Source organism: Paraburkholderia sp. BR10141 (genome assembly GCF_056155635.1).
The window spans coordinates 25,925-38,124 of sequence record NZ_JBMIQH010000042.1 but is presented as its reverse complement, the minus strand read 5'-3'; the positions used below and the strand labels follow the sequence as shown (position 1 = coordinate 38,124).

Sequence of the window (12,200 nt, the reverse complement as noted above, 5' to 3'; positions counted from 1 at the left end):
TTCTCTCTGTCACACGACGTCGCGCAGGCGATACCACAGCTTACCGAGCGCCTCGAGCGGCGCGGCGAAGCGCTCGCCGCCCGGAAAGCGCGGATTATGAATGCGCTCATAGAGCGAGAGCAAGTGCGGTTCGCCGAGGATGGCGTCGGCAACAGCGCGCGCCGCCGCGAGCGTAGGCAGAATGCCGTGCCCGGAAAAGCCTTGCAGCCAGTAGCGATCGCGTTCGCGACCGACGTCGGGCGTGCGGCGGATGCTGATGTCGATATGGCCGCCCCACGCGTACTCGAATTCGATGCCGCGCAGCTGCGGAAACGCGCGCTCGAGACTCGGGCGGATCGCGGCGCCGATGTCCTTCGGGATACCGCCGAGATACGTGCACGCGCCGCCAAAGAGCAGGCGATCGTCCGGGCTCAGGCGAAAGTAGTCAGGCACGAACTGATTGTCGATCACGCAACTGTTGCGCGGCAAAAGCGAGCGGGCAAGTGCAGGGTCGAGCCTGCGCGTGGCGATCTGCCAGGTGCCCACAGGCAGCACGCGGCTTGCCAGATCGCTATCGAGCCGGTCGATGTAGGCGTTGCAGGCGAGCACCAGCGTGCCGGCGCGCACCGTGCCTTCCCGCGTGCTCGCCACGCAGCCGCCCGGCGTTTCGCGATACGCGAGCACCCGGCTTTGCTCGAAGATGACGCCGCCCGCGCGCTCAATGGCGTCGGCGAGGCCGAGCGCCAGCTTGAGCGGATCGAGATGCCCCGCCTCGGGATCGTAGAGCGCCGCGCGATAACGGCGACTGCCGATCCACTCCGGCATCTCCGGCTCGCCAATGAGTCGCAGGCGTTCGTAGCCCCACTTGTGCGCGGCCTCGTCGCGCGCGGCTTCGAGCATGGCGACACGCGAACGCCGCACCGCCGCCCACAGGCTGCCTGGCCGGTAGTCGATGTCGAAGCCGTGCCGCCCGGGCAATTCGCGCACTTCGGCGGCGGCCCAGCGCATGCTGTCCCACAGCTCCCGCGCCCCCGCCAGACCCAGCGCCTGCACGAACGGCGGCATATCGCACGACCAGCCGAGCAGCGCTTGCCCGCCATTGCGGCCAGAGGCGGCCCAAGCCACGCGGCTCGCCTCGACGACCGCGACGCGGCGCCCGGCGAGCGCAAGCCGCAACGCGGTGTGCAAGCCGCTGAAGCCTGCCCCTACGACCAGCACGTCGGCGTAGTAATCGCCCGCCAGCGCGGGGCGCTCGGGCAGCGCGCCGCTCTGGGCGAAGCGACGTGCGTAATAGCTTTCAATATGACGGGTCGATTCGGCGAACATGGCACGTCTGTGAAATTTTTCATGATAAATTTCATGAAAAACTAACACAACAATTTCACGCATGCAAATCGGCGTATTCCCGGTGGCGACGTTCCCCGGAACCGGCTTACCCGAGATCCAACATTTGTGCCCATCGTTAAAAGCCCGGCTCACGGCGCGCGAGGAACGCATTGGCGCCCCATTGCAACGCACCGCACAGCAGCAGATACACGAACCCGACGAACAGGAAGATTTGCGCCGGGTACACCAGCAGACGGTTATTGAGCTGATTGGCGAGGAAGGTGAATTCGGGCACGCCGACGATATAGGCGAGCGACGTATCCTTGATCAACGACACCCACTGATTGACGAACGACGGCATCATCACCCGCACGGCTTGCGGCAGGATGACTTCGCGCAATGCCTGCCAGCGCGTCAAGCCAAGCGAAAGCGCTGCCTGCCGCTGCCCCGCGCCAATCGACGTGATGCCCGCATAAACCGAATGCGACAGATACGCGCCGCCGATCAGCGCGAGCGCGCACACGACCGTCGCAAGACCAGGAACGTCGACGTGCAGCAGGATCGGCATCAGGAAGAAGGTCCAGAAGATCAGCATCAACACGGGTATCGCGCGAAAGAATGCGACCACGGCGGTCAGCACGAGACGGACGACGCCGCGCGTCATGGCGAGCGCAACGCCGAGCGCGAATCCGGTCAGCGCTGCGAGCAGAGCCGACACCACCGAGAGCGCGATCGTCAGCGCAACGCCTCCCAGCGGTCCCGCCGGAAACGCGCCGATCATCAAATAGCGCAAAGCCGGTAACCACGCGAACTCGTTCACGCACGGCCTCGCTGCAAACCGTGCAGGCCGGCACGCTGCCAGAGCACCAGCGCGACTTCGATAACTGCGATGGCGAGCACATAGAATACGGTCGCTGTGCCGAATGCCTGAAAGGTCCTGAAGCTTTCGGTATCGACCTGCCGCGACATGTATGACAGCTCGCCCACCCCTATCGCCATCGTCAGCGACGAATTTTTGATCACGTTCATGTATTGGCCAGCGAGCGGCGGCGTGGCAATGCGCAACGCCTGTGGCAGGATCACGTAGCGCAGGATCGCGTAGCGGCGCATGCCAAGCGCCGCAGCCGCCTGCCACTGTGCGCGGTTCACGCCGCGCATGCCGGCCAGAAACTCTTCGCCGATGAACGCCGTGGTGTAGCACGTCAATCCAACCCAGCCGGCGAACAGTTCGAAACTCGGCCAGCGCAGCGTAAGCGGCCCAAACGTCGCCAGGTGCGGCGTGTTAAGCCAGCTCATCCAGCCGGACGGCAGCACGGCCGCGACACCGAAGTACCAGAACAGCAATTGAACGAGCAGAGGAGAATTGCGGAAGACGAACACGTAGAGCGCCGCCGCGCGCGCAATCGCGCGAGTGCGGGCCGTGCGCGCAACCGCGAGCAGAAAGCCCAGCGGCGTCGCGCACGACGCCGTGCAGGCAGAGAGCATCAGCGTGACGAAGAAACCTTGTTCGAGCCACGCGAGATACTTCGGGTCAAGCCAGTTATGCATGAATCAGGCGCCGCGCTCAGCCGTTCTTTTGCGGGTCGCCGATCTTGAAGAGACGGGGCAGCGGCGCCGCACTCTTCGGGCCGAACCACTTGTCGTAAATCTGCGCGGCCTCGCCGTCGCTCTCCAGGTGAGTCAGCGTGTTGTTCACCGCATCGAGCAGACGCGTCTCGCCTTTGGGTACGCCAACGCCTTCGTAGTCGTTCGAGATCGTGAACGGGGAAATCTCGTAGCCCGCCTTGTCCGGCGCGCGTGCCAGCAGCGCGACGAGCTTCGGGCCGTCCTGCGTGATGGCTTGCACGTTGCCCGTACGCAGTGCGGCAAAAGCGAAAGGTGTGTCATCGTACGCGACGATGGTTGCACCCGGGAATTTCGCCCGCACCTGCTGTTCGTTGGTCGTGCCTTTATCCGCGCCGATACGCAGACTATTGAGCTGTTCCGAAGACTTCAGCACGCCCTTCTTCGCAATGAACTGGGTGCCCGAAGCGAAGTATGGCGTGCTGAAATCGACTTCCTTCCTGCGATCGTCGGTAATCGTAAAGTTGGCGAATACCAGATCGACCTTTCCCGACTTCAGAAACGCAATGCGATTGGCGGGATTGGTGGGCTGAACTTCGAGCTTCACACCCAGGTTTTTGGCGACGGCGCGCGCATAGTCCACGTCGAGCCCAACGATCTGATTGTCTTTCGGATCGACGAAACCGAACGGCGGATTGCTGTCGAATGCAGCGACGCGCAACACGCCCGCCCGCTTGATGTCGTCCAGACGATCCGCATGCGCGGACGTCGATGCCACGACCAGAAGTGCCGTCAACAGTGCGCCTGGCACTGCGCCCCAGATGCTGCTTTTCATTATCGGTTTTCCTTCTTTTCTCGTTGAGGTACGCAGCCTATCCGCATGACGGGTGCGAACGAACCAAGTTTTTTTCAGATCGAAAGCGCTGCCGGCGATATGGCCAACGGCACGCTGCAACGGTCGCTTATGCCTCGCTATAAGCGCCGAGATACAGCGATCCGATGCCCATACCCGCACCACCTGCCGCAAGTAATGTTGACGCATGCTTTTTTGCATGCAGCCTCGCGCTGCAACTCTTGCCGGGAAAATCCATAGGATGCGGTAATGTCGACTATCGCCAATGCCGTCGACGTGCATTTATTTCGCGCGAGAAAATTGAATGCGAATAGGTTCCGAGGTTCTTACAACTAAATGGGGTTATCACCCTTGACCTGGGCACATCGGCTGCTTAGCATCAACGTGGGACTTTGCATTGAGCTTCTTCATCGGTGAGCCGATGAGTCAGTTTCGGTCCTCAGCAAGGCTCGCTGCAAAGCCCGGTTTGTCTGCATTTGGGGGACCTTTATGTCTTACCGCCGCTGGACGTCTCCTGCCGAGACCGCAGAATGGATCATCCTCGTCGGCGCGGCTTTCGCAGTGCTGGGCGGGTGGATACCCTGGATGGGCCACGCGCCTTATTACTTCGTCGCCGGCGTTGCACTGATCGGCGCTGGCATCCTCATGCTATGGAACCGCTCGGCGGGACTGTGGTGGTATTTCGGCATGTTCGTTGCCGCCCTGGGCTGGTCGATCTTCAAGGTTGGGCTGGATGGCTGGAGCCTGCTGCCGCGACTCTTCGTGCTCGCCCTGATCGGCATCGGGATAAGCCTCGTCATTATCACCGGCAGTTCGGCAGTCGGCCGGCCGCTACGCGTGGCGGCAATCATCACGGCTGTCTTCTACCTCGTCGCAATCGCCAGCATGCTCTGGTCCGCCATCGCCTGACCGGGACCGAGCGACTACCCACAATCAAATCTTGCGGGCTCGGTAGTCGCCCGCGTTCGTCGTCGGTCGGATCTCCACCTGGTTGATCATTCAACCGACTAATCGAGCGGCAACTCATGCCGAAGGCCAGGCGAATTCATGCGATGGTGCGGTGCGTTTTACCGCACTTCCACATTCCTCTTACCGCGATTGCACCACGCATTAGTCGTCCGCCGCCAATTTCAAGCAATCGGAATACTTTCCCGCGCTGCGCGAGTTATTTCGATGGATCATATGGATATGCCTCCGATGATCATACGTATCTCTCGTTCGGAGTCCATAGCGATAAGGAAAATGTGAGATTGGCGCTCCACTGAATCGGACTACCGGGACAACATGATGCGAAACTCACCGACCGAGACTGCTTTCCTTCCCGACGTCACCGCCCGCGCGAACACGGGTAGTCTTCGCCACGAGATCCGCGTATGCAGCACCCACGCGGACTTCCTGAAACTGCGCTCTTCCTGGGAGGCCGTCTGCACGACGTGTCCGGCGACACTCGAGTTTGCCTATTGCGAACTTGCAGCCGCCAAGGCGTTTGCGCGCGGCGCGGCGGTCAATGTCGCGCTCGTCTACGACGGCGCCGCGCTCGTCGCGCTCTGGCCGTTGTGCATTGCGCGCGAAGGCGCATGCCGGATCGCGCGCGCACTCGGCTGCGGAAGCAACGAGGAATATGGCGGCCCGCTCGTATCCGATCGAGGCGACGGGCGCTTCTATGACGCCGCCGTCGATGCGTTGCGCAGCGTCGACGCCGACGTGCTGGAGATACGCTTCGTCGAATGCAACGGCCCCCTTCACGAGGCGCTCTCGCGTGCGCCTCTGTCGTGGGTCTTACGCGCGCTTCCGGAACGCTGGCGCCTGCTGTCCGGGTACTCCATGGAGCTGTCCCGGTTCCCCACCTTCGACGCCTTCATCGCGACGAGGCCCGACTCGCTGCGTCGCCCATTGAGACGTCTCGCAAGGCGGCTTTCGGAGGACGGCGCGGTGGAATATGGCTGGTGCAAGGACGTCGAAGACGCCCGAACGGTCCTCACATGGCTCTTTGCGACGAAGCGCAACTGGGTGCTATCTCGCGGCCTCGACGCGCCTTATCTGATGAACGACGACGTGCGCGACTTCTTCATCGAACTCGCCGGGCGGACCGATCTCGCTACGACTCCACTGGTCTCGTTCGTCAAACTGGACGGCATTCCCATTGCGGCATCCGTCAATCTGACCGGGCCGCGCAGACTGGAGTATTTCATCACGACCTATGACGAGGCCTATGCCGCCCGCTCCGTCGGCAACCTGCTGGTCGACAGCATGGCGCGATGGGCGCTCGCGAACGGCCGTGATTTCGACTTCCGCCCATACTTCTCGAGCTACAAGGAGCGTTGGTCGAATCATAAGAGCTGGTACGAATCGCATTTCGTCGTACTCACATGGCGTGGCAGGCTCATTGAGTTTCCTCTTGCCGCGGAGCAGGCTCGGCGCGTATTGCGCAGAGCGCGCGAATTTGCCATCGACCCGCTGCGCGCGAAGCTGCGCGCCCTCACGTCGGCGCGCTGAACGCCGCAATCCGTGGTCAGCCGTCCTGCCGGTTCGACCAGGCCTTGACGTAAGCCGGAGCCTCGCGCTCCGGCGTTGCGGTATCGGCTACGGGCGGCAACGGTGCGAGCGTCAACGGCAGCACACCTGCCCAGACCGGCCGATCCATGTCATCCTCGTCGTCCTTCGGGCCGCCCGCGCGGATCTTCGTCACGGACTCCGCGAGCGCAATGCGCATGACCGTGGTCGCTGCCAGTTCCTTGCGATTGCCCGCTCGCACTTCATGCCTGCGGCCCGGCGCGATGTGCTCCATGAAGGCATCGAGCACGGCAGCCTTGTGCTCTTCCGTCACCACCTCGAACACACCGTAAATCACGGCGGAACGATAGTTCATCGAATGGTTGAACGCCGAGCGCGCGAGCACGAGTCCATCGAGATGCGTGACGGTCACGCAAACCTCGGCGCCCTCGGCCGCCAGGCGCAGCATGCGGCTGCCGTTCGAACCGTGAATATAGAGATGATCGCCTTCGCGCCAGCATGCGGTGGGAATGCAATGCACGCCGTGCTCGTCGCTGAAGGCGACGTGGCAGACGTAGGCTTCGTCAAGAATCGCATTCAGCGTCGCCGCATCATAGTGCGCGCGCCGCGCGATCCGGCGCACACGTGTGCGTTGCGAAGGTGCTGCGCTGTCGGCGGCAGGGTCGTTGACGGCATCGGCAAGGGACATCGTTTGGCTTCCTCGATGGTTCGGGTTGAGATGCCGCCTACGATAGACAAGCCGTGGCCCCATGGGTAGATCCAGACTTGCCTGGTGCGGTGGAGCCACAAATCTTCCGCAAGACACCTCATCGAGATTTGTCAGGAAAAAGCTGCAGGATCAAAAAATCTCCTGTACAATCCGGCCTCCTTGATTCCCCGATAGCTCAGTCGGTAGAGCGCCGGACTGTTAATCCGTAGGTCCCTGGTTCGAGCCCAGGTCGGGGAGCCAGAGATGCGGGAGTAGCTCAGTTGGTAGAGCGCAACCTTGCCAAGGTTGAGGTCGCGAGTTCGAGACTCGTCTCCCGCTCCAGCATCCATTAAGGCCATCCGCCTGCGATCAGCACCGCGTCCAAGCGCGCGTGCCCCTGCCTCGAGGCAGCGAAAACCGGAAGCACGCCCCTTTCCCCTCCAGCGAAGTCGCTTCGATCTGTCCGCCGTGCGCCTCGACAATCGACTTGCAGATCGACAGTCCCATCCCCATGCCCGCGTCTTTGGTAGTCGCGAGCGAGTCGATCAGATGGGTGCGCGACCTTCGCGGCACCGATACATAGGAATACCTTCGTCGTTCAGTGCACACTGAATAGCCGCAAGCGGATTACCATAACGGCCTCGCCGCACGACGGCAACGCACGAGATTCATAGAGGGCCTTTCGATGCATCAGCGGCTGTATGAGGCCCCTGCGCTGATTTATGTCCCGTCTTTCGCTTTCGCAACTTCTTGTCCGGTACGCATTCATTGCGTTCACGCTAGCGGCATTTGCCGCGGCGTTCGCATGGACCGCGGGCTGGATACACTGGCCCGGCGCCCAGGCCGCGCTCACGCCTGACCGGCTCATCGACGTCTTCGAACGCACAGCCGGCAAGCATCCCGGATTTCGCCGCAATCATGCGAAAGGCATCTGCGTGAGCGGCTATTTCGACAGCAACGGCAACGGCACGGCGCTTTCTCGCGCGAGCGTATTCGAGCGCGGACGCACGCCGTTGATTGGTCGCTTCTCCGCGCCCGGCGGCAATCCTGCTGAAGACGACGCGGACACGACCGTGCGCAGCTTTGCGCTGCGCTTCGCGATGCGCGACGGCGAGCAATGGCGCACTGGCATGAATTCCGCGCCCGTATTCGCGGTGCGCACGCCGCAAGCGGTTTACGAACTGCAAGAGGCAATGGAGCACGACACGCTCACAGGCCGTCCCGACCCCGCGAGACTCGACGCGTTCTTTGCGAGCCACCCCGAAACTCGCGCACTGCGCGACTGGCTCGCCGCGCATGCGCCGTCCTCCGCGTTCTATAACGCGAGCTATTACAGCATCGATGCGTTTCGCTTCACTGACGCAAGCGGCAACATGCGATTCGTGCGCTGGAGTGTCGTGCCCGATACGCCTTACGCGGCGCTGGACACCCGGAACTCGAATGCGAGAGACCCCGACTTTCTCGCGCACGACCTGAAAGTGCAATTGAAGTCGGCTCCCGTGCGCTGGCACCTCATGCTGACGCCCGCGGGCGCGGGCGACCCGGTGGACGATGCCACCCGGACCTGGCCCGCCGAACGCGAGCAGCACCGCGTCGATGCGGGTACCATCGTCATCGAGCATGCACAGTCGCAGATCGACGGCCCCTGCCGCGACATCAATTTCGACCCAACGGTGCTGCCGGTGGGCATTGCGCCCTCGGACGACCCGCTGCTCGCCGCGCGCGCGGCCGCTTACGCGGTGTCGTTCGACCGCCGCACGAGCGAAGAAGCGCACGCCCGCGTCAAAGCCCGCTGAAGGCGGCGCAAACGCAACCCAAACGCAACCCAAACGAAAGCATGGAATAAAGTCCAACGGCCAGGTGTTTCGTTTCTAGTTCACCAAAATGGCCCGAGCCGCGCGCCCTTGACCAGACGGTCGCACACGACCGCAGCGCACGCCAGTCCGGATTGAACGGGGATCGTGGAGAAAACCCTTCGATGAGCGGTACAGACTTACCGGGCATGCTACCCGCCATGATTCCGCGGCTGTGGGCGTTTGCGCTGCGCCTGTCCGGGGACCAGCACGACGCCGAAGACCTCGTGCAACGCGCCTGCCTGCGCGGGCTCGAACGCGCTCATCAGCTTCGACCCGACACGGCTCCCCTGAGCTGGATGTACTCCATCATGCATTCCACATGGATCAACGAACTTCGAGCCCGCAGCGTGCGCAAGCGCGCGAGCTTCGAATGGGACGACGATTTCCTCGAAAATCTCCCCGATCCCGTCGATAACGGCCCCGAAACGCAACTCATGCACAGCCAGATCATCGAGGCAGTCGAGCGCCTGCCCGAAGCCCAGCGTGTGGTGATGCTACTCGTCGCGGTCGAAGGCATGACGTACCAGCAGGCCGCCGACGTGCTCAAGGTACCCATCGGCACCGTGATGAGCCGGCTCTCGCGAGCGCGGCAATCGGTCGGCGCCATGTTCAGCGGTGCAGCGCCCAAGGCGCCGCCCGCCCCGCAGCAGAAGGACTCACTCGCATGATTGCCGACGACGCACAGTTACTCGCCTATGTGGACGGCCGCCTGTCGCCGGACGAGCGCGCCGCGATCGAAGCGCAGTTGCGCGAGTCCGCCGAGGCGCGCAAGAAGCTTACGCTGCTGCGCACCTCGCAGGTCGATTTCGCCGGCGCCTTCGCTCAGCAAACGCTGCCGCCCGTGCCCGAATCGCTGCGCATTGCCATCGAGGATAGGGTGCGCGCACAAACCGCACAAACCGGGCAACCCGCGCAACCGTCTTCGAGCGCAAACGACGCGGCGATACCAGCCGCGGAACAACACCCCCCCGCGCCCGTGAGATCGCGCCTGCGCCGCGTGCCGGTCTGGCTCGCGGCGGCCTGCGTGGCGGGCGCGTTCCTGGCCGGCCAGTTCGTGCGCTTCGATGCGCTGTTCGGGCCTGCGGGCCAGGGCTCCGGCGCCTCGCAACTCGCGAGCGCATCGGACCTGTCGCCGTGGGTGAAGGCGGCGGTCGGCTACCAGAAGCTCTATACGCGGGAGACCGTCGCCTACCGGCAGGACGATCCGGCGCTCGCCGCCAGGGTCGTCGACGACATCCGCCGCGACGACCGTCTCGCGCTGCGCGTGCCCGACCTGAGCAGCGCAGGGCTCACCTTCAAGTCGGTGCAGCGCCTGCGCTTTCACGACAAGCCGCTCGTGCAGATCGTTTATCTGCCGCGCAGCGGGCCGCCCATCGCGTTGTGCGTGATGAAGGACGCGCGCCCGGACGAAGCGGTCGCCTCGCGCACCGTCGATTCGATGGGCGTCACCACATGGCGGCAGAACGAGCTGACTTACGCGCTCATAGGCCAGCCGGGCGATGTCGATCTCGCCGCGCTCGGCAAGCGCATCTCCAACCTCGATACGGCCGCGCTATTCAGCGAGGCGCAGGAAGCCGTACCGCCGCATAACGGATAAGCGCCAAGGCAGGCGCGGAATAATTTCGCCGCCGGGCTGTTGTGTTGAGGAACCCTCGATCAATGGCTCGGCATGATTCATCGTTTGCACCTCTGGGCAGCGGGCATCGTCATCGCGGCGGCGCTTGCATCGCCCGCGCACGCCGCCTGGCGGCTCGCGAGCAGCGATGCACCCATCGGCGTCGTGCGCGGCGCGAGCGTGACTTCGGCAGCGGCGGGCGACACCTTGCGCGACGGCGATCTACTCGAATCGCGTGATGGCGTTGCGCATCTGCAGGACGAGCACGGCACGCTCGTCGCGCTCGGTCCGCGAACTCGCGCGATGCTCATGGCCGACGCCCATGTGGCCTTGCTCAGCGGCTGGCTGAAGATCGCGGCTGCCGCGTGCGCAAGCGCGCCTTGTGCCCAGGTGCGCGTGGACACGGAAGCCGGATCGCTCGATATTGGAGCGAGCGCGGCGGCGATCATCGCAGCGCCCGATAACACGCAAACGGTCAGCGTATTCAGCGAAACCGGCACGCAGACATTAGCGGCTAAGCCGCCCACGTCGCTACCAAACGGCCGTTTCGCGAGCATCGACAGCACGGGCCGTGTGCAAATATCGGCGCGCCCCACCGACGCTTTCGTCACGACCATGCCGGTCGCGTTTCGCGACGCCTTGCAGCCGCTCGCCGTCGCCAGGCCCGCACACATTGCGCCGCCCTCGCACGCCGCGACTTACGGCGACGTCGCGCGGTGGCTGGACAGCAAGCTGCCCGCGCGCAAGAGCTTTCCCGCACGCTTTCGCTCGCGTCTGACCGATCGTGCATTTCGCCACGATGTTCAAGCGCATCTGAATACCCTGCCCGACTGGCGCGCCTTGCTCTATCCGCCAGCGCGCCCGGGCGTTCACAACGTGCGCTATCCCTAAGGCTCGATCCTTCACTGCCATGAAGCCCGGACTCTCGCTCAGCGTCAAATTCAACCTGGTATTCCTGATCATCTTCGCGATCGCGCTGGTGGTCATCGGCGTGGTCTCCGACCGTCTGCTGCAAAAGCAGGCGCTCGAAGAAACCGCGCACGACGCCAATATCCTCGCGAGCGCCGCATCGTCGATGCAGAGCTACACCGCGGCGCACGTCACGCCGTTGCTCGCCACGCAAATCAAGTACAGCTTCGTGCCCGAATCGATCCCCGCGTTTTCGGCTATCGAGATGCTCAAACTGCTGGGAAAGGACTTCCCGAACTTCTCGTACAACGCCACGATGCTCAACCCGACCAATCCGCGCGACCGCCCGACCGACTGGGAGACCGACGTCATCCGGCATCTGCACGATCATCCGGAACTCAAGGAACTGACCGGCCAGCGCGACGCGCCAGGCGGCCGTTCGTTCTTCCTCGCGCGGCCCAGCAGCATTACCGACACTGCCTGCATGCAGTGCCATAGCACGCCGAACGCCGCGCCCGCGACGATGATCGAGAAGTACGGCACCTCGAACGGCTTCGGCTGGGCCATGAACGAGGTGATCGGCGCGGAGTTCGTGTCCGTGCCGATGGCGCAGCCCATTGCGCGCGGGCGCGCCGTCTGGCGCACGTTCATGCTTTCGCTCACCGCCGTGTTTGCGGTCGTGCTGATCGTCATGAACGTGATGATGCACGTGCTGATCACGCGTCCCATTCGTGCGCTGTCACGCGCCGCCGACGAAATGAGCCTCGGCAAGCTCGACGCGACCACGCTGCCAACGGGCGGATCGGACGAAATCGCCTCGCTTGCGGTGTCCTTCGGACGCATGCAGACCAGCCTCATCGAAGCGTTCCGCATTCTCGACGAAGAGCAGACGTAAGC

Annotated in this window: 13 protein-coding genes and 2 tRNA genes; 9 read left to right on the top strand and 6 right to left on the bottom strand. The window is 63.6% G+C overall.

From position 1 onward, the window contains the following. Positions 1–9: 9 nt before the first annotated feature. The 4 genes from ACOJB8_RS35515 to ACOJB8_RS35500 all read right to left on the bottom strand — a co-directional run bounded on the left by ACOJB8_RS35515 (position 10) and on the right by ACOJB8_RS35500 (position 3,703). Positions 10–1,305 (bottom strand): NAD(P)/FAD-dependent oxidoreductase, encoded by a 1,296-nt coding sequence (locus ACOJB8_RS35515; RefSeq protein ID WP_368617317.1) that lies wholly within the window; start codon positions 1,303–1,305, stop codon positions 10–12. Positions 1,306–1,441: 136 nt separating this feature from the next. After that, positions 1,442–2,086: an amino acid ABC transporter permease gene (locus ACOJB8_RS35510; protein ID WP_406952021.1), complete on the bottom strand. Its 645-nt coding sequence runs from the start codon at positions 2,084–2,086 to the stop codon at positions 1,442–1,444. Positions 2,087–2,121: 35 nt separating this feature from the next. After that, entirely contained in the window at positions 2,122–2,853 is a 732-nt protein-coding gene (locus ACOJB8_RS35505) for an amino acid ABC transporter permease (protein WP_069268885.1), read from the bottom strand. A 16-nt stretch (positions 2,854–2,869) separates the two neighbouring features. Next, complete coding sequence (locus ACOJB8_RS35500) at positions 2,870–3,703, bottom strand: ABC transporter substrate-binding protein (protein WP_368617349.1); 834 nt, start codon at positions 3,701–3,703, stop codon at positions 2,870–2,872. Between the two features lie 507 nt (positions 3,704–4,210). On the opposite strand from ACOJB8_RS35500, the gene ACOJB8_RS35495 reads away from it, so the two are divergent. Continuing rightward, positions 4,211–4,630: a hypothetical protein gene (locus ACOJB8_RS35495; RefSeq protein WP_342947501.1), complete on the top strand. Its 420-nt coding sequence runs from the start codon at positions 4,211–4,213 to the stop codon at positions 4,628–4,630. A 375-nt stretch (positions 4,631–5,005) separates the two neighbouring features. Further along, the gene (locus ACOJB8_RS35490) at positions 5,006–6,217 is read left to right on the top strand and encodes a GNAT family N-acetyltransferase (protein ID WP_342947500.1); all 1,212 of its coding nucleotides are present in this window, start codon (positions 5,006–5,008) and stop codon (positions 6,215–6,217) included. 16 nt (positions 6,218–6,233) lie between these two features. Here ACOJB8_RS35490 and ACOJB8_RS35485 read toward each other — a convergent pair whose 3' ends face one another. After that, complete coding sequence (locus ACOJB8_RS35485) at positions 6,234–6,986, bottom strand: pyridoxamine 5'-phosphate oxidase family protein (protein ID WP_410860527.1); 753 nt, start codon at positions 6,984–6,986, stop codon at positions 6,234–6,236. Between the two features lie 122 nt (positions 6,987–7,108). Between ACOJB8_RS35485 and ACOJB8_RS35480 the strand changes: the two genes are divergently transcribed. Together ACOJB8_RS35480 and ACOJB8_RS35475 are read left to right on the top strand one after the other, a co-directional pair. Beyond that, a tRNA-Asn gene (locus tag ACOJB8_RS35480) sits at positions 7,109–7,184 on the top strand. A gap of 5 nt (positions 7,185–7,189) precedes the next feature. Next, positions 7,190–7,265: transfer RNA gene (locus ACOJB8_RS35475), tRNA-Gly, on the top strand. A 27-nt stretch (positions 7,266–7,292) separates the two neighbouring features. Here the strand turns inward: ACOJB8_RS35475 and ACOJB8_RS35470 are convergent. Further along, entirely contained in the window at positions 7,293–7,496 is a 204-nt protein-coding gene (locus tag ACOJB8_RS35470) for an ATP-binding protein (protein ID WP_368617315.1), read from the bottom strand. A 149-nt stretch (positions 7,497–7,645) separates the two neighbouring features. Between ACOJB8_RS35470 and ACOJB8_RS35465 the strand changes: the two genes are divergently transcribed. The 5 genes from ACOJB8_RS35465 to ACOJB8_RS35445 all read left to right on the top strand — a co-directional run bounded on the left by ACOJB8_RS35465 (position 7,646) and on the right by ACOJB8_RS35445 (position 12,198). After that, on the top strand, positions 7,646–8,719 hold the full coding sequence (locus ACOJB8_RS35465; RefSeq protein WP_069268880.1) for a catalase family peroxidase: 1,074 nt from the start codon (positions 7,646–7,648) through the stop codon (positions 8,717–8,719). A gap of 182 nt (positions 8,720–8,901) precedes the next feature. Further along, positions 8,902–9,447 carry an RNA polymerase sigma factor gene (locus ACOJB8_RS35460; protein ID WP_069268879.1) on the top strand — a complete coding sequence of 182 codons (546 nt, stop codon included), beginning with the start codon at positions 8,902–8,904 and terminating at the stop codon, positions 9,445–9,447. After that, complete coding sequence (locus ACOJB8_RS35455) at positions 9,444–10,376, top strand: anti-sigma factor family protein (protein ID WP_368617314.1); 933 nt, start codon at positions 9,444–9,446, stop codon at positions 10,374–10,376. Before ACOJB8_RS35460 ends, ACOJB8_RS35455 begins: the two co-directional genes overlap by 4 nt. Before the next feature lie 72 nt (positions 10,377–10,448). Continuing rightward, entirely contained in the window at positions 10,449–11,285 is an 837-nt protein-coding gene (locus ACOJB8_RS35450; RefSeq protein WP_368617313.1) for a hypothetical protein, read from the top strand. Between the two features lie 19 nt (positions 11,286–11,304). Next, positions 11,305–12,198, top strand: coding sequence for a c-type heme family protein (locus ACOJB8_RS35445; RefSeq protein WP_368617312.1), 894 nt, complete (start codon positions 11,305–11,307; stop codon positions 12,196–12,198). Positions 12,199–12,200: the final 2 nt, after the last annotated feature.